This window comes from Streptomyces sp. YS415 (assembly GCF_023544665.1).
GTDB lineage: Bacteria > Actinomycetota > Actinomycetes > Streptomycetales > Streptomycetaceae > Streptomyces.
Genome location: NZ_JAMJFL010000025.1, coordinates 52,641 through 70,124, shown reverse-complemented (window position 1 = coordinate 70,124; position 17,484 = coordinate 52,641). Strand labels below are relative to the sequence as shown.

At 71.4% G+C, this 17,484-nt stretch carries 14 protein-coding genes; 7 read left to right on the top strand and 7 right to left on the bottom strand.

All coding sequences use genetic code 11. The annotated features are described in order from the left end of the window. Positions 1 to 7: 7 nt before the first annotated feature. Positions 8 to 1,006 carry a magnesium/cobalt transporter CorA gene (gene corA / locus M8H82_RS27030; protein ID WP_250077654.1) on the bottom strand — a complete coding sequence of 333 codons (999 nt, stop codon included), beginning with the start codon at positions 1,004 to 1,006 and terminating at the stop codon, positions 8 to 10. A gap of 62 nt (positions 1,007 to 1,068) precedes the next feature. Here corA and M8H82_RS27025 point away from each other — a divergent pair, with 62 nt between their 5' ends. The 5 genes from M8H82_RS27025 to M8H82_RS27005 all read left to right on the top strand — a co-directional run bounded on the left by M8H82_RS27025 (position 1,069) and on the right by M8H82_RS27005 (position 5,685). Continuing rightward, the gene (locus tag M8H82_RS27025) at positions 1,069 to 1,755 is read left to right on the top strand and encodes a histidine phosphatase family protein (protein WP_250077653.1); all 687 of its coding nucleotides are present in this window, start codon (positions 1,069 to 1,071) and stop codon (positions 1,753 to 1,755) included. 79 nt (positions 1,756 to 1,834) lie between these two features. After that, positions 1,835 to 2,425, top strand: a complete 591-nt coding sequence (locus tag M8H82_RS27020; RefSeq protein ID WP_250077652.1) for a DUF3090 domain-containing protein — start codon at positions 1,835 to 1,837, stop codon at positions 2,423 to 2,425. Beyond that, positions 2,389 to 3,207, top strand: a complete 819-nt coding sequence (locus M8H82_RS27015; RefSeq protein ID WP_250077651.1) for an SCO1664 family protein — start codon at positions 2,389 to 2,391, stop codon at positions 3,205 to 3,207. The genes M8H82_RS27020 and M8H82_RS27015 overlap by 37 nt, the downstream gene beginning before the upstream one ends. Before the next feature lie 98 nt (positions 3,208 to 3,305). Further along, positions 3,306 to 4,535: a cysteine--1-D-myo-inosityl 2-amino-2-deoxy-alpha-D-glucopyranoside ligase gene (mshC, locus tag M8H82_RS27010; protein WP_250077650.1), complete on the top strand. Its 1,230-nt coding sequence runs from the start codon at positions 3,306 to 3,308 to the stop codon at positions 4,533 to 4,535. A gap of 190 nt (positions 4,536 to 4,725) precedes the next feature. Beyond that, positions 4,726 to 5,685 (top strand): superoxide dismutase, encoded by a 960-nt coding sequence (locus M8H82_RS27005; RefSeq protein WP_250077649.1) that lies wholly within the window; start codon positions 4,726 to 4,728, stop codon positions 5,683 to 5,685. Positions 5,686 to 5,740: 55 nt separating this feature from the next. Here the strand turns inward: M8H82_RS27005 and M8H82_RS27000 are convergent, their stop codons facing one another. The 6 genes from M8H82_RS27000 to M8H82_RS26975 form a co-directional block, all read right to left on the bottom strand. After that, a complete protein-coding gene (locus M8H82_RS27000) occupies positions 5,741 to 6,712 on the bottom strand; it encodes a PAC2 family protein (protein WP_250077648.1) in 972 nt (323 codons plus the stop codon). A gap of 142 nt (positions 6,713 to 6,854) precedes the next feature. Next, positions 6,855 to 7,526 carry a FadR/GntR family transcriptional regulator gene (locus M8H82_RS26995; protein ID WP_250077647.1) on the bottom strand — a complete coding sequence of 224 codons (672 nt, stop codon included), beginning with the start codon at positions 7,524 to 7,526 and terminating at the stop codon, positions 6,855 to 6,857. Positions 7,527 to 7,600: 74 nt separating this feature from the next. Continuing rightward, entirely contained in the window at positions 7,601 to 9,217 is a 1,617-nt protein-coding gene (locus tag M8H82_RS26990) for a glycerol-3-phosphate dehydrogenase/oxidase (RefSeq protein ID WP_250077646.1), read from the bottom strand. A gap of 75 nt (positions 9,218 to 9,292) precedes the next feature. Next, positions 9,293 to 10,834 carry a glycerol kinase GlpK gene (gene glpK, locus M8H82_RS26985; protein WP_250077645.1) on the bottom strand — a complete coding sequence of 514 codons (1,542 nt, stop codon included), beginning with the start codon at positions 10,832 to 10,834 and terminating at the stop codon, positions 9,293 to 9,295. Between the two features lie 69 nt (positions 10,835 to 10,903). Next, on the bottom strand, positions 10,904 to 11,704 hold the full coding sequence (locus M8H82_RS26980) for an MIP/aquaporin family protein (RefSeq protein WP_250077644.1): 801 nt from the start codon (positions 11,702 to 11,704) through the stop codon (positions 10,904 to 10,906). A 335-nt stretch (positions 11,705 to 12,039) separates the two neighbouring features. Next, positions 12,040 to 12,804 (bottom strand): IclR family transcriptional regulator, encoded by a 765-nt coding sequence (locus M8H82_RS26975; protein WP_250077643.1) that lies wholly within the window; start codon positions 12,802 to 12,804, stop codon positions 12,040 to 12,042. A gap of 276 nt (positions 12,805 to 13,080) precedes the next feature. Here M8H82_RS26975 and metH point away from each other — a divergent pair, with 276 nt between their 5' ends. Beyond that, complete coding sequence (gene metH, locus M8H82_RS26970) at positions 13,081 to 16,602, top strand: methionine synthase (protein ID WP_250077642.1); 3,522 nt, start codon at positions 13,081 to 13,083, stop codon at positions 16,600 to 16,602. 175 nt (positions 16,603 to 16,777) lie between these two features. Then, positions 16,778 to 17,479: an HAD family phosphatase gene (locus tag M8H82_RS26965; RefSeq protein ID WP_250077641.1), complete on the top strand. Its 702-nt coding sequence runs from the start codon at positions 16,778 to 16,780 to the stop codon at positions 17,477 to 17,479. Positions 17,480 to 17,484 lie beyond the last annotated feature (5 nt).

The following is a 17,484-nucleotide window of genomic DNA, read 5'->3' as shown; positions in this document are numbered from 1 at the left end:
CACCCGCCTACAGCCACCCCCTGCTCTTGAACGTCCGGTAGAGCAGCACCTCAAGGGCGGCCATGAGCGCGATCACGGCCGGGTACGACCACGTCCAGCGCAGCTCGGGCATGTGATCGAAGTTCATGCCGTAGACCCCTGCGATCATCGTGGGGACCGCGGCCATGGCCGCCCACGCGGAGATCTTCCGCATGTCGTCGTTCTGCCGGACGCTCATCTGCGCCAGATGCGCCGAGAGGATGTCCGACACCAGCCGGTCCAGCCCCTCCACCGACTCGTTCACGCGCGTGAGGTGGTCGTTGACGTCCCGGAAGAACGGCCGCGCCTTGTCGTTCACGAACGGCACCGACCCCCCGGACGCGCCGCCCGTCCCGGACAGCCGCGCGAGCGGCAGCGCCAGCGGCCCGGTCGCCCGGCGGAACTCCAGGACCTGCCGCTTGAAGTTGTAGATCCGGGAGGCGGTGTGCCGGGAGCCGCCGTCGACCGGGGAGAAGACCTCCGCCTCCAGCTCCTCCAGGTCGGTCTGCAGCTCGGTCGCGACCTCCAGGTAGTGGTCCACGACCGCGTCCGCGACGGCGTACAGCACCGCCGTGGGCCCCTTGCCGAGCAGCGTCGGCTCCTCCTCCAGGCGACGCCGTACGGTCTTCAGCGGGGCACCCTCACCGTGACGGACCGTCACCACGAAGCCGTCGCCGAGGAAGACCATGATCTCGCCGGTGGACACGGTGTCGCTCTGCGGCTCGTAGAGGACCGGCTTGAGGACGAGGAACAGCGAGTCGTCGTAGACCTCCAGCTTGGGGCGCTGGTGGGCCTTGAGGGCGTCCTCGACGGCCAGCGGATGCAGCGCGAACTCCTCCGCGACCAGCTCGAACTCCTCCTCGGAGGGAGCGTGCAGGCCGATCCAGACGAAGCCGCCGACGGACCGCGCCTCGGCGAGTGCGTCGGAGAGGTCCTCGGGGCCGTCCGCACGCTGCCCTTCCCGGTAGATGGCGCAGTCGACGATCACTGTCCGTGTTCTCCTGTCTGCTGTTCGTCGGCACACCTCGTGGTGCGCCTACCCTGGGCCGCATGCCCACGCTGATCCTGGTCCGGCACGGACGTTCCACCGCCAACACCGAGGGGCTGCTCGCCGGCTGGACCCCCGGCGTCGCCCTCGACGAACGCGGCGCCGCGCAGGCCGCCGCCCTGCCCGGACGGCTCGCCGAGCTGCCGGTCTCCGAGGTGGTCACCAGCCCCCTGCAGCGCTGCGAGGAGACGGTCCGGCCCCTCCTGGAGGCCCGGCCGGGGCTGCGCGCCCACACCGAGGAACGGATCGGGGAGTGCCATTACGGCGACTGGTCCGGCCGCAAGCTCGCCGAGCTCAAGGACGAGCCGCTGATGGAGGTCGTCCAGGCACACCCGTCGGCGGCCGCCTTCCCGGGCGGTGAGTCGATGCGGGCCATGCAGGCCCGGGCCGCCGAGGCCGTACGGGATTGGAACGCGCGCGTGGAGCGCGAGCACGGCGCCGACGCCGTGTACCTGATGTGCTCGCACGGCGACATCATCAAGTCGCTCGTCGCGGACGCACTCGGACTTCATCTCGACCTCTTCCAGCGGATTGCTGTGGAACCGTGTTCCATCACGGCGATCCGTTACACCCGCCTCAGGCCGTTTCTCCTGCGACTCGGCGACACCGGTGACTTCGCGTCCCTGGCGCCGCGCGAGGAACCGCCGGCCGGCGACGCTCCCGTCGGGGGCGGTGCGGGCGCACCGTGATCGTCGGGCGCAGTAGGGTGAAGCGGGCGCGGCAGCGGCCCGATCACGAGTCCGATCACGATTCCCATGGAGACAGGACGTGTCCCGTCAGGTGTTCCTCTACGACCCGCCGGAGCGTTTCGTGGCCGGCACGGTCGGACTGCCCGGGCGCCGGACGTTCTTCCTCCAGGCGACCGCAGGCTCTCGGGTGACCAGCGTGGCCCTGGAGAAGACGCAGGTGGCAGCGCTCGCCGAGCGCATGGACGAACTGCTCGACGAGGTCGTACGGCGCAGTGGCGGCAGCGCCGCCGTCCCCGTCGTCGCACCCACCGAGGTCGCCGACACCGCCCCCCTGGAGACTCCCATCGAGGAGGAGTTCCGGGTCGGCACCATGGCGCTGGCCTGGGACGGCGACGAACAGCGCATGATCGTCGAGGCGCAGGCGCTGGTCGAGCTGGAGGCCGAGTCCGAGGAAGACCTCGCCGAGGCCGAGGAACGGCTGCTGCAGGACGAGGAGAACGGCCCCCCGATGCTGCGGGTCCGGCTCACCGGCGCGCAGGCCCGGGCCTTCGCCAAGCGCGCCCTGGACGTCGTCAACGCCGGGCGGCCGCCGTGCCCGCTGTGCAGCCTGCCCCTGGACCCGGAGGGACACGTATGTCCGCGCCAGAACGGATACCGCCGCGGAGCGTGACCCCGCTGGACCTGCTCACCGAGGGTGAGCTGACCGTCCGCGGCCGCATCCGCGAGGCCTCCAACGCGGCCCTGCTCTGCACGGTCGCCCACGAGGGCCGGGAGGCGTCCTGCGTCTACAAGCCGATCGCCGGCGAGCGCCCGCTGTGGGACTTCCCCGACGGCACCCTCGCCGAGCGGGAGGTCGCCGCGTACGCGGTCTCCGAGGCGACCGGCTGGGGGCTCGTACCGCCCACCGTGCTGCGCGACGGGCCCTACGGCGAGGGCATGTGCCAGCTGTGGATCGATGTCGTGCCCGGCGCCGAGTTGCTGGCGCTGGTCGACCGCGAGGAGCCGGAGCCGGGCTGGAAGGCCATCGCGTTCGCCGAGGTCGACGAGGGCCGCACCGCCCTGCTGGTGCACGCCGACGACGCACGGCTGCGGCGGCTCGCCGTCCTGGACGCCGTGATCAACAACGCCGACCGCAAGGGCGGCCATCTGCTGCCCGCCGCCGATGAGCGGCTCTACGGCATCGACCACGGGGTCACCTTCCACGTCGAGAACAAGCTGCGCACCCTGCTGTGGGGCTGGGCGGGGGAGACCCTGACCGGGGAGGCGGTCGAGGTGCTCAAGGGCCTGAGGGCGGCACTGGGCCCCGAGGGCCCCCTGACGGCCACGCTCGGCTCCCTGATCACCCCGGCGGAGATCGACGCCACCCGCGCGCGTGTCGAGGCGCTGCTCACCTCCGGCACCCACCCCGAGCCGAGCGGGGAGTGGCCCGCGATCCCCTGGCCGCCGGTATAGCCGCAGGCACAGGGGCCGGTCACGCGCAAGAGGGCCTTACCGGCCATCCGGCCCGGTCCGGTTCGTATATGGAACGCCGGTCCGGTTACGCTCATGACATGTATGCCTGGCCCGCTTCTGAGGTCCCCGCCCTGCCCGGCACGGGCCGCGACCTCCGGATCCACGACACCGCGACCGGTGGACTCGTCACCCTCGAGCCCGGTCCCGTCGCCCGTCTCTACGTCTGCGGCATTACGCCGTACGACGCGACCCACCTGGGACACGCGGCGACCTACAACGCGTTCGACCTCGTGCAGCGCGTGTGGCTCGACACCAAGCGGCAGGTCCATTACGTCCAGAACGTCACCGACGTCGACGATCCGCTGCTGGAGCGGGCCGAGCGCGACGGCATCGACTGGGTGGCCCTCGCCGAGAAGGAGACCGCCCTCTTCCGCGAGGACATGACCGCCCTGCGGATGCTGCCCCCGCGCCAGTACATCGGCGCCGTCGAGGCGATACCCGGCATCGTCCCGCTCGTCGAGCGGCTGCGGGACGCGGGCGCCGCCTACGAACTGGACGGCGACATCTACTTCTCCGTCGAGGCCGACCCGAACTTCGGCAAGGTCTCGCACCTCGACGCGGCCGCCATGCGGGTCCTGTCCGCCGAGCGCGGCGGCGACCCGGACCGCCCGGGCAAGAAGAACCCGCTCGACCCGATGCTGTGGATGGCCGCCCGTCCGGGCGAGCCGAGCTGGGACGGCGCCTCGCTCGGCCGGGGCCGCCCCGGCTGGCACATCGAGTGCGTGGCCATCGCCCTGGACCACCTGGGCATGGGCTTCGACGTCCAGGGCGGCGGCTCCGACCTCGCCTTCCCGCACCACGAGATGGGCGCCTCGCACGCCCAGGTGCTGACCGGCGAGTTCCCCATGGCCAAGGCGTACGTGCACGCGGGCATGGTCGCCCTGCACGGCGAGAAGATGTCCAAGTCCAAGGGCAACCTCGTCTTCGTCTCCACGCTGCGCCGGGAGGGCGTCGACCCGGTCGCCATCCGGCTGGCCCTCCTCGCCCACCACTACCGGGCGGACTGGGAGTGGACCGACCAGGTCCTCCAGGACGCCGTCGCCCGCCTCGGCCGCTGGCGCGCCGCCGTGTCCCGGCCCGACGGCCCGCCCGCCGAGGCACTCGTCGAGGAGATCCGCACGGCCCTCGCGCACGACCTGGACGCCCCCGCCGCGCTCGCCGCGGTCGACCGCTGGGCGGCGCTCCAGGAGGAGCAGGGCGGCACGGACGAGGGCGCCCCCGGCGTCGTATCCCGTGCCGTGGACGCGCTGCTCGGGGTCGCGCTGTAGCGCCCGCGCGGGCGCTTCCCCGTGGCCGGGAAGTGCCCTCCGCCGGGTCCGGCACCGGGGCCGGATGCTGTCGAGACGCTGTCGAAGAACTGTCGGGAGCTGTGATGCGCGCGCACGGTGTGGTGGGGTGGAGCGGTAGTTGACCGCTGGACCGGCTCCCTGCCGGTCCCCCCTCGCGGAAGGGCTCCCCGTGGCTCCCACTCACGGTTCCTTCGCACGTCATCTCACCCGCCGAGGACTGCTGACCGCCGGCGCCGCGGCGACCGGCGCCGCGCTCGTCGGCACACCCGCCCGGGCCGCCGCCGGGCCCACCGTCATCGCGCTGCCCGACGGCTTCCGCCCGGAGGGCATCACCATCGGCGGCGGGCCGTACGCCTACCTCGGCTCCCTCGGCGACGGCTCCCTCTACCGCGCCGATCTGCGCACCGGATCGGGCACGGTCGTCTCGCCCGGCCCCGGCACGCCCTCGGTCGGGCTCAAACTCGACGACCGGGGACGGCTGTTCGTCGCCGGCCGCGGCCAGGGCGCCCGGGTCGTGGACGCCCGCAGCGGCGAGATCCTCGCCTCCTACGTCCTCGGCACCACTGCCCCGACCTTCGCCAACGACGTCTTCCTGAGCCGGCGCGCGGCCTGGTTCACCGACTCCTACCAGCCGGTCCTGTACGCCCTCCCGCTCGGCCGGCACGGCTCGCTGCCGGACGCGGACGAGGTCGTACGGATCCCCCTCGGCGGCGCCTGGAACCAGGTGCCCGGCGAGGTCGTCAACGCCAACGGCATCACCCGCACCCCGGACGGTTCGGCGCTGCTCGTGGTGCAGTCCGGGGTCGGCGCCCTGCACCGGGTGAACCCGCGCACCGGCGTCACCGAACTCGTCGACCTCGGCGGCGCGGCCCCGCTCACCAACGGCGACGGGCTGCTGCTGATCGGGCGGACGCTGTACGTCGTGCAGAACCGGCAGAACGCGATCGACGTCTTCACGCTGGCCGCCGACGGGCGCAGCGGAGTCTTCCGGCGGCGGATCACCGACCCCGCCTTCGACGTGCCGACGACGGTGGCCGCGTACCGGGGGCGGCTCTGGCTGCCCAACGCGCGGTTCACCACCACGCCGACGCCCGCGACGACGTACACCCTGGTCTCCGTGCCGAAGTGACGGCCGAGGGCGGTGCGCACCGGCGCACCGCCCTCAGTCTTCCGACTCCGCGACCTCAGTCCTCCGACGACTCGTCGTCCTCGGGATCCGGCTTGGGCGGCTTCGGCGGGCGGGTGCGACCGCTGGGGCTGTCCCGCAGATACGTGCCCTCCCCGCCGTCCGTGGCGTGGCCGCCGGCCGCCGGGCCGCCGTCCCGGCGCCGCAGGTACCGCTCGAACTCGCGCGCGATGGCCTCACCCGACGCCTCCGGCAGCTCCGCGGTGTCCCGGGCCTCCTCCAGCGTCTGCACGTACTCGGCGACCTCGGTGTCCTCGGCGGCCAGTTGGTCCACGCCCACCTGCCAGGCGCGCGCGTCCTCCGGCAGCTCGCCCAGCGGGATGCGCACGTCGATCAGGTCCTCGAGCCGGTTCAGCAGCGCCAGGGTCGCCTTCGGGTTGGGCGGCTGCGACACGTAATGCGGTACGGCGGCCCAGAGGCTGACGGCCGGCACGCCCGCGTGCGTGCACGCCTCTTGAAGGACGCCGACGATGCCCGTGGGGCCCTCGTACTTGGTCTCCTCCAGGTCCATCCGGCGGGCCAGATCGGGGTCCGACGTGGTCCCGCTGATCGGGACCGGACGTGTGTGCGGGGTGTCGCCGAGCAGGGCGCCCAGGACGACCACCAGCTCCACGCCCAGTTCGTGCGCGAAGCCCAGCAGCTCGTTGCAGAACGAGCGCCAGCGCATGGACGGCTCGATACCCCGGACGAGCACGAGATCGCGCGGCTTCTCGCCGCCGACCCGAACCACGGACAGCCGTGTCGTGGGCCAGGTGATCTTCCGTACGCCCGCGTCCATCCACACCGTGGGGCGGTTGACCTGGAAGTCGTAGTAGTCCTCGGCGTCCAGCGCCGCGAACACCTCGCCCTTCCACTCCCTGTCCAGATGCGCGACCGCGGTGGAGGCTGCGTCGCCGGCGTCGTTCCAGCCCTCGAACGCGGCCACCATGACCGGGTCGATCAGCTCGGGAACCCCCTCGAGCTCGATCACCCAGTGCCTCCTTCCGACGTGCCCTCGCCTGACGACCCAACCTTACGGCGTGCGGCGGGGGCGCCCGCAGCCCCCTTGCACGGGGGAGTGAACGGATCACTGCCCCGATCGCCACCCCTGAACACCCCCCGTCCGGTGCTGTTCACAGGGCGGAGCGCAGCCACTGCTCCACGCTCGCGATGTGCACCGTCGCCCACGAGCGGGCGGCCTCCGCGTCCCGGTCGCGCAGAGCGGCGAGGATCGCCCGGTGCTCGTGCAGGGTGCGGCTGACGGCGTCCTCCTGGGTCAGCCCGCGCCAGATCCGGGCCCGCGTGGTGGGCCCGGAGAGCCCGTCGAGCAGGGAGCACAGCACCGAGTTGCCGGAGGTCCGCACGATCGCCCGGTGGAACTCCAGGTCGCACGCGACGAGTTCCTCCACCGAGGGTGCCGTGCCGAGGGCGTCCAGCCGGGCGGACAGCTCGTCCAGTTGCCGCTCGCTGATGTGCGCCGCCGCCATGGCCGTCGCGGCCGGCTCCAGGATGCGCCGCACCGCCAGGAACTCCAGCACGGTGTCGTCGCGGTGGAAGTCGACGACGAAACTCATGGCCTCCAGCAGCAGTTGCGGATCGAGGCTGGTGACATACGTGCCGTCACCCTGCCGCACGTCCAGGATCCGGATCAGCGACAGGGCGCGTACCGCCTCGCGCAGGGAGTTGCGGGACAGGCCCAGGTCGGCGGCGAGTTCGCTCTCCTTGGGGAGCCGGTCGCCGGGGCGCAGCGCACCGGAGACGATCATGCCCTTGATCTTCTCGATCGCCTCGTCGGTGACTGCCATGACGGCCTCCAGTGTGCTGAGACATCCGATGTCTGAGCACATTATGGAGGCACGTCACCGGCACCCGACGCGGGCTACTTCTTGTCGAGCAGGTCCTGGACCCTGGCCCGCACGTCGTCCGAGGCCAGGCCGCGGATCGTCAGCGTCGTACGGCGGCGCAGGACGTCGTCCGCCGTCTCCGCCCACTCGTGGTCGCGGGCGTAGACGACCTGGGCCCAGATCTCCGGGGCGTCGGGGTGGACGCGCTCGGCGAGCCCGGGGTCGTCGTTGGCCAGCCGGGCGATGTCAAAGGCCAGCGAGCCGTAGTGGGTGGCCAGGTGGCGGGCGGTGTCGGCGCCCATGCGCGGGCCCGGCGCGGGGCCGTCCGCCAGCAGGCGGTGCGCGACCGCGCGGGGGTTGGCGACACCGGGCAGCGGGATCCTCTTCGGCAGCCTGCTGATCGGCTCGAAGTCGTCGCCCAGCGGGTGGCCCGGCAGCGCCTCCAGCTTCTTCATGATCGTGCGGCCGATGTGCCGGAACGTCGTCCACTTGCCGCCCGCGACCGACAGCATGCCGCCGCGGCCCTCGGTGACGACCGTCTCGCGCTTGGCCTTCGCCGTGTCGCCGGGCCCGCCCGGCAGCACCCGCAGACCGGCGAAGGAGTAGGTGATCAGGTCCCGGGACAGCTGCTGGTCGCGGATGGAGAACGCGGCCTCGTCCAGGATCTGGGATATGTCCCGCTCGGTGACGGAGACGTCCGCCGGGTCGCCCTCGAACTCCTCGTCCGTGGTGCCGAGCAGGAGCATGTCCTCCCAGGGCAGGGCGAAGGTGATGCGGTACTTGTCGATCGGGGTGGCGAGCGCCGCCCTCCAGGGCGAGGTCCGCTTCAGGACCAGGTGCGCGCCCTTCGACAGGCGGATCGACGGGGCGGCATCGGGGTTCTCCATCCTGCGCAGGTGGTCCACCCAGGGACCGGTGGCGTTCAGTACCAGGCGGGCGTCGACGCCGAACTCGTCGCCCGACACCCGGTCGCGCAGCTCGGCGCCGGTGACCCGGCCCCGGGTGAAGCGCAGGCCGGTGACCTCGGCGTGGTTGAGGACGGCGGCGCCCGCCTCGACGGCCGCGCGGACCGTCATCAGCGCCATCCGGGCGTCGTTCATCTGGTCGTCGCCGTACACGGCCACGGCCTTGAGGTTGTCGGTGCGCAGCTCGGGCACGTCCTGCGCGGCCTTGGCCGGGGAGAGCAGGTGGCCGACGCCGTCACCGAACGCGGAGAGCGCGGAGTAGGCGAAGACGCCCGCGCCGAGCTTCGCCGCGCCGTGCGGCCCGCCCTTGTACACGGGGAGGTAGAAGGTGAGCGGGTTCGCCAGGTGGGGGGCCACCTGACGGGAGACCGCACGGCGCTCGAAGTGGTTCTCCGCCACCAGCCTCACCGCGCCGGTCTGCAGGTAGCGCAGACCGCCGTGGAGGAGCTTGGAGGAGGCGGAGGAGGTGGCGCCGGCGAAGTCGCCGGCGTCGACCAGGGCCACCCTCAGGCCGGACTGCGCGGCGTGCCAGGCGGTGGAGATGCCCAGGATGCCGCCGCCGATCACGAGAAGGTCGTACGACGCCTTGGAGAGCTGCTCCCGGGTCTCGGCACGGCTCGGGTTCGAGCCGGAAGCCGGGCGCGTGCCGAGGGCAGGCACGGACTGGAGGGTGGACTGACTGGTCATTTCGGGTTGTTACTCCTCGTCAGAGCGTGCGGCGGAGCTCCGGGGAGCTCGCTGCCGAGCTCCCCGCGCGCTCCGTCAGCTTTCGTCGTCGTCGATCCAGCCCATGGTCCGGTCGACGGCCTTGAGCCAGTTCTTGTACTCGCGGTCGCGGGTCTCCGCGTCCATGTGGGGGGTCCACTCGGCGGCCCGGCGCCAGTTGGCGCGCAGTTCGTCGGTGCTGGACCAGAAGCCGACGGCGAGGCCGGCGGCGTAGGCGGCGCCGAGGCAGGTGGTCTCGGCGACCATCGGGCGCACCACCGGTGCGTCCAGGACGTCCGAGAGCGTCTGCATCAGGAGGTTGTTGGAGGTCATGCCGCCGTCGACCTTCAGGGTCACCAGCTCGTCGCCGGAGTCCTTGACCATGGCGTCGGCGATCTCCCGGGTCTGCCAGGCGGTCGCCTCCAGGACGGCGCGCGCGAGGTGCGCCTTCGTGACGTAGCGGGTCAGGCCGGCGATCACACCGCGAGCGTCATCGCGCCAGTGCGGGGCGAACAGGCCGGAGAAGGCCGGCACGAAGTAGGCGCCGCCGTTGTCCTCGACGGAGAGCGCGAGCGTCTCGATCTCGGCCGCGGTGGAGATCAGGCCCATCTGGTCGCGCATCCACTGCACCAGGGAGCCGGTGACGGCGATCGAGCCCTCCAGCGCGTAGACCGTCGGCTGCTCGCCGATCTTGTAGCCGACGGTGGTCAGCAGGCCCGCGTAGGAGTTGATGATCTTGTCACCGGTGTTCATCACCATGAAGGTGCCGGTGCCGTAGGTGGACTTGGTCTCGCCCTCGGAGAAGCAGGTCTGGCCGAACAGGGCCGCCTGCTGGTCGCCGAGCGCCGAGGCGACCGGGATGCCGCCGAGCAGGTCGCCCAGCTTGCCGCCGGTGACCTCGCCGTAGACCTCCGCGGAGGAGCGGATCTCCGGCAGGATCGTCAGCGGGACGCCGATGGACTCGGCGATCTTCTCGTCCCACTTCATGGTGTGCAGGTTCATCAGCATGGTGCGGGAGGCGTTGGTGACGTCGGTGACGTGCTTGCCGCCGTTGACACCGCCGGTCAGGTTCCAGATGACCCAGCTGTCCATGGTGCCGAAGAGGATGTCGCCCGCCTCGGCGCGCTCCCGCAGGCCCTCGACGTTGTCGAGCAGCCAGCGGGCCTTCGGGCCGGAGAAGTACGACGCGAGCGGCAGGCCGGTCTCCCGGCGGAAGCGGTCCTGGCCGACGTTGCGGCCGAGCTCTCTGCAGAGCGAGTCGGTGCGGGTGTCCTGCCAGACGAGGGCGTTGTGGACGGGCTCACCGGTGTTGCGGTCCCACAGCACGGTGGTCTCGCGCTGGTTGGTGATGCCGATGGCCTTGATGTCGTCGCGGGTGATGCCGGCCTTGGCGATGGCTCCGGCGACGACCTCCTCGACGTTGGTCCAGATCTCGGTGGCGTTGTGCTCGACCCAGCCCGGCTTGGGGAAGATCTGCTCGTGCTCCTTCTGGTCGACCGAGACGATGCGGCCGTCGCGGTCGAAGACGATGCAGCGCGAGGAGGTGGTGCCCTGGTCGATGGCGGCGATGAAGGGGCCGGCGGTGTGGGCGTCGGTCACTGTGTGCTCCTGGAAGGTCCGTGGGTGGAGGAGACGTGTCTACCTGTGCTTCGAGCGTCCGGTGCGGCTTTAGACGAAAGCGACGTTGTAGATGCCTGCGGCGACGGCCGCGCCGATCAGCGGGCCGACCACCGGGACCCAGGCGTAGCCCCAGTCGGAGCCCCCCTTGTTGGGCAGCGGCAGGAGGGCGTGCACGATACGCGGACCGAGGTCACGGGCCGGGTTGATCGCGTAGCCGGTCGGACCGCCCAGCGACAGACCGATCGAGACCACCACGAACGCGGTGATCAGACCGCCCAGGATGCCGAGGCCGTCGCCGGCCGCGTTCAGGCCCTGCGTGAGGACCGCGAGCACCAGCACGACGGTGCCGATGATCTCCGTGGCCACGTTCTGCCAGGCGACCCGGATCTCCGGACCGGTGGAGAAGACGCCGAGGACCGGGCCCGCGCCCTTCTCCCGGGCCTCGACCGCCTTGGCGGTGGTCGTCTCGGCGCCGGGACCGCCGACGATCTCCTTGTCGGTCAGGTGGGCGAGGAACTGGCCGTAGTAGGCGACCCACACCAGGGCCGCGCCGATCATGGCGCCGAGCAGCTGTCCGCCGAAGTAGGTGGGGACGTCGCTCCACTCGATGCCGTTGTCCTTGATCGCGAGCCCGAGGGTCACGGCCGGGTTCAGGTGGGCGCCGGACAGGGGCGCCGAGATGTAGACCGCCGTGAGGACCGCGAAGCCCCACCCGAAGGTGATGGCGAGCCAGCCGGCGTTACGGGCCTTGGAGGCCTTCAGCGTGACGGCGGCACACACGCCGCCGCCGAGCAGGATGAGTATGGCGGTACCGATGGTCTCGCCGATGAAGATGTCGGAGCTGGACACCCGCGACTCCTTTGTCCTTCGTCCAGGGGAAGCCGAACCCCGGGTCCCACCGGTGGTTCGCGCCCTCGGGGATGAGAGCTGTACCGGCCCTTGGCGTTGCCACACTCTAGCGCGTATTGCCGGTAGGTGTTCGACAATGCCGACCGATGGACGGGAGTCTTGCTCCGGCCTCGCACACGAGTCAAGGGTTCTGTTATCGAAAGCACGATCGTTATTGATCGCTCTGGGCTATCGATGTGCGGTGGGCGATGTTGACGCGAACATCCCCATTTGTCCGACCCAGGGTAGGCCGAAGGCCGGAACGCCGACGGCGTCCCGGTGGTCCCGCGGTGATGTCAGAAGCGCCCGGCGCCCAGATCCCGCGACACCGCGCGGGCGCAGTCCCGTACCGCGGCGATCACGTCGGGGCGTACCTCGCCGTCCTGGCACAGGCGCTCCACGGCGCCGGTGATGCCGACCGCGCCGACCGGCATCCGCCGTCGGTCGTGGATGGGGGCGGCCAGTGAGGCGACGCCCTCCCAGGTCTCCTCCACGTCGGCCGCGTAGCCACGCGCGCGTGTGGTGTCCAGGAGGCGCTCGAAGCTCTCCAGGTCGCACACGGTCCGGTCCGTGAACGCCTTGCGGTCGGCCTCCAGCGCCTCGCTGTGCGCGACCGGGTCGTACGCCGACAGCACCTTGCCCAGCGCCGTGGAGTGCAGGGGCTGCATGGCCCCGATCTCCAGCACCTGGCGGCTGTCGTCGGGCCGGAAGACGTGGTGCACGATCAGCACGCCCTGCTGGTGCAGGACCCCCAGGTAGACGCTCTCGCCGCTGGAGCGGGCCAGGTCGTCGGTCCACACCAGGGCGCGCGCCCGCAGCTCGTGCACGTCCAGATAGGTCGTGCCCAGGCGCAGCAGCTCCGCGCCCAGCTGGTAGCGCCCGGAGGCCTCGTCCTGCTCGACGAACCCCTCGTGCTGGAGGGTGCGCAGGATGCCGTGCGCGGTGCCCTTGGCGAGCCCCAGCGAGGAGGCGATGTCGGACAGGCCGAGCCGGCGCTCGCCGCCCGCGAGCAGCCGCAGCATCGCCGCCGCCCGTTCGAGCGACTGGATGTTCCGTGCCATCGCCGTCCTGCCTCCGTCCCCTCGACCGCCGACCTCGACGATGCCGTTGTTCGGCAATGTCGAACACTACCGGTCCATGCCGACCAACCGCCAATGGTTCGCAGCGATCCGTTGTGCCACCCGCATCCCGCGGGCGGCCCGCCGACATCATCGTCCGTCCCGTGGACGCCCTGACCATCAGGTCCCGGTCCCGGCTACCCTGACGGCGTGCGCCCACCGCGGAGCAGACCGCAAGGGCGCAAAGCCGACAGCCGTCGCACCTCAGGGAGCCCTTTCATGGCCTCGTTGCCGCAGACCCCTTCCGCCGACAGCCGGACCCGCGTGTCCGCCCTCCGCGAGGCGCTCGCCACCCGCGTGGTGGTGGCCGACGGAGCCATGGGCACCATGCTCCAGGCCCAGGACCCCACGCTCGAGGACTTCGAGAACCTCGAGGGCTGCAACGAGATCCTGAACGTCACCCGGCCCGACATCGTCCGCTCCGTCCACGACGCGTACTTCGCGGTGGGCGTCGACTGCGTCGAGACCAACACCTTCGGGGCCAACCACACGGCGGCGGCGGAGTACGAAATCGCCGACCGCGTGCACGAGCTGTCCGAGTCCGGCGCCCGCATCGCCCGCGAGGTGGCCGACGAGTACGCCGCCCGCGACGGCCGTACCCGCTGGGTGCTCGGCTCGATCGGCCCCGGCACCAAGCTGCCCACCCTCGGCCACGTCGGCTACGCCACGATCCGCGACGGCTACCAGGCGAACGCCGAGGGCCTGCTGGCCGGCGGCGCCGACGCCCTGATCGTGGAGACCACCCAGGACCTCCTGCAGACCAAGGCCTCCGTGCTGGGCGCCCGCCGCGCCATGGAGGCGACCGGCGTCGAGGTGCCCCTGCTGGCCTCCATGGCCTTCGAGACCACCGGCACCATGCTGCTCGGCTCCGAGATCGGCGCCGCGCTCACCGCGCTGGAGCCGCTCGGCATCGACATGATCGGCCTGAACTGCTCGACCGGCCCCGCCGAGATGAGCGAGCACCTGCGCTACCTCACCCGGCACTCCCGCATCCCCCTGCTGTGCATGCCGAACGCGGGCCTGCCGATCCTCACCAAGGACGGCGCCCACTTCCCGCTCGGCCCCGAGGGCCTGGCGGACGCCCAGGAGAACTTCGTCCGCGACTACGGCCTCAGCCTCATCGGCGGCTGCTGCGGCACCACCCCCGAGCACCTGCGCCAGGTCGTCGAGCGCGCCCGCACCCTCACTCCCGGCGAGCGCAACCCGCGCCCCGAGCCGGGCGCCGCCTCCCTCTACCAGACCGTCCCGTTCCGGCAGGACACCTCCTACCTGGCGATCGGCGAGCGAACGAACGCCAACGGCTCCAAGAAGTTCCGCGAGGCCATGCTGGACGCCCGCTGGGACGACTGCGTGGAGATCGCCCGCGAGCAGATCCGCGAGGGCGCGCACATGCTCGACCTGTGCGTGGACTACGTCGGCCGGGACGGCGTCGCCGACATGGCGGAGCTGGCCGGCCGCTTCGCCACCGCCTCCACGCTGCCGATCGTGCTGGACTCCACCGAGGTCGCCGTCATCCGGGCCGGCCTGGAGAAGCTCGGCGGGCGCGCCGTCATCAACTCCGTCAACTACGAGGACGGCGACGGCCCCGAGTCCCGGTTCGCGCAGGTCACCCAGCTCGCCCGCGAGCACGGCGCCGCGCTGATCGCGCTCACCATCGACGAGGAGGGCCAGGCCCGCACCCCGGAGAAGAAGGTCGAGATCGCCGAGCGGCTGATCGCCGACCTGACCGGCAACTGGGGCATCCACGAGTCGGACATCCTCATCGACACCCTGACCTTCACCATCTGCACCGGCCAGGAGGAGTCCCGCAAGGACGGCGTCGCCACCATCGAGGCGATCCGCGAGCTCAAGCGCCGCCACCCCGACGTGCAGACCACGCTGGGCCTGTCGAACATCTCCTTCGGCCTGAACCCGGCCGCCCGCGTCCTGCTGAACTCCGTCTTCCTCGACGAGTGCGTCAAGGCGGGCCTGGACTCGGCGATCGTGCACGCCTCCAAGATCCTGCCGATCGCCCGGTTCACCGAGGAGGAGGTGCAGACGGCCCTGGACCTGATCCACGACCGTCGCGCCGAGGGCTACGACCCGCTGCAGAAGCTGATGGCCCTGTTCGAGGGGGCCACCACCAAGTCCCTCAAGGCCGGCCGGGCCGAGGAGCTGGCCGCGCTGCCGCTGGAGGAGCGCCTCAAGCGCCGCATCATCGACGGCGAGCGCAACGGCCTGGAGGCCGACCTCGACGAGGCCCTGGAGACCCGCAAGGCCCTCGACATCGTCAACGAGATCCTGCTGGACGGCATGAAGGTGGTCGGCGAGCTCTTCGGCTCCGGCCAGATGCAGCTGCCCTTCGTGCTCCAGTCCGCGGAGGTCATGAAGGCCGCCGTCGCCCACCTCGAACCGCACATGGAGAAGGTCGAGGGCGACGAGGCCGGCAAGGGCACGATCGTGCTGGCCACCGTCCGCGGCGACGTGCACGACATCGGCAAGAACCTCGTCGACATCATCCTGTCCAACAACGGCTACAACGTCGTCAACCTCGGCATCAAGCAGCCGGTCTCCGCGATCCTGGACGCCGCCGAGGAGCACAAGGCCGACGTCATCGGCATGTCCGGGCTCCTGGTCAAGTCCACGGTGATCATGAAGGAGAACCTGGAGGAGCTCAACCAGCGCGGCATGGCGGCGGACTACCCCGTCATCCTCGGCGGCGCCGCCCTCACCCGGGCCTACGTCGAGCAGGACCTGCACGAGATCTACGAGGGCGAAGTCCGCTACGCCCGCGACGCGTTCGAGGGACTGCGCCTGATGGACGCCCTCATCGGCGTCAAGCGCGGTGTGCCCGGCGCGAAGCTGCCCGAGCTCAAGCAGCGCCGGGTCAGGGCCACCGCCCAGACGGTCGTCGAGGAACGCCCGGAGGAGGGGCACGTCCGCTCCGACGTCGCCACCGACAACCCCGTGCCCACGCCGCCCTTCTGGGACACCCGCGTCATCAAGGGCATCCAGCTCAAGGAGTACGCCTCCTGGCTGGACGAGGGCGCCCTGTTCAAGGGGCAGTGGGGCCTCAAGCAGGCCCGCACCGGCGACGGCCCGACCTACGAGGAGCTCGTCGAGACCGAGGGCCGCCCGAGGCTGCGCGGTCTGCTGGACCGGCTGCAGACCGAGAACCTCCTGGAAGCGGCCGTCGTCTACGGCTACTTCCCCTGCGTGTCCAAGGACGACGACCTGATCATCCTGGACGACCAGGGCAACGAGCGGACCCGCTTCACCTTCCCCCGCCAGCGCCGCGGCCGGCGGCTGTGCCTGGCCGACTTCTTCCGCCCCGAGGAGTCGGGCGAGACCGATGTCGTCGGCCTCCAGGTCGTCACCGTCGGCTCCCGCATCGGCGAGGAGACGGCCAAGCTCTTCGAGTCCAACTCCTACCGCGACTACCTCGAACTGCACGGCCTGTCCGTGCAGTTGGCCGAGGCCCTGGCCGAGTACTGGCACGCGCGCGTCCGTTCCGAGCTGGGCTTCTCCGGCGAGGACCCCAGCGACGTCGAGGACATGTTCGCCCTGAAGTACCGGGGCGCCCGCTTCTCGCTGGGCTACGGCGCCTGCCCCGACCTGGAGGACCGCGCGAAGATCGCCGAACTGCTCCAGCCCGAGCGGATCGGCGTGCACCTCTCCGAGGAGTTCCAGCTGCACCCCGAGCAGTCCACGGACGCCATCGTCATCCACCACCCGGAGGCGAAGTACTTCAACGCCCGCTGACCCACGCCGGCCCCCCCCGGCGCCGAGGCGCCCTCGACCGCGGCTCCGGTGCGCCCCGGGCCACCTCGGTTAAACAGGGCATCCCAGCGACGCACGACGTACACTGGTCGGTCCATTGCAGGCCGGTTCCCCGCGCGGGAACCGGCCTGATCGTCCCTCAAGGAGGTGCGCCCGGATGACCAGCACGATCCCCGCGCCAGTAACCCGTACGGCGGAGGGCTCGGCCCTCCAGGCCGTACTCCTCGACATGGACGGCACCCTCGTGGACACCGAGGGATTCTGGTGGGACGTCGAGGCCGAGGTCTTCGCCGGTCTCGGCCACACCCTCGACGACTCCTGGCGCCATGTCGTCGTCGGCGGTCCCATGAGCCGCAGCGCGGGGTTCCTGATCGAGGCCACCGGTGCCGACATCACCCTCGCGGAACTCACGGTGCTCCTCAACCAGGGCTTCGAGGAGCGCATCGGACGCTCCCTGCCGCTGATGCCGGGCGCCACCCGGCTGCTGGCCGAGCTGGCCGCGCACGAGATCCCCACCGCCCTGGTCTCCGCCTCGCACCGGCGCATCATCGACCGCGTCCTGACCTCCCTCGGCCCCCAGTACTTCGCCCTGACGGTGGCCGGTGACGAGGTGCCGCGCACCAAGCCGCACCCCGACCCCTATCTGGCCGCCGCGGCCGGCCTCGGCGTGGATCCGGCCAGATGCGCGGTCGTCGAGGACACCGCGACCGGTGTCGCGGCGGCAGAGGCGGCCGGCTGCCAGGTCGTCGTGGTGCCCTCGGTGGCCACCATCTCCCCGGCCCCACGCCGGACGGTGGTCGGCTCGCTGGAAGAGGTGGACCTGGCTTTTCTGCGCGGCCTGATGACACAAATGCGCTAGCCGTT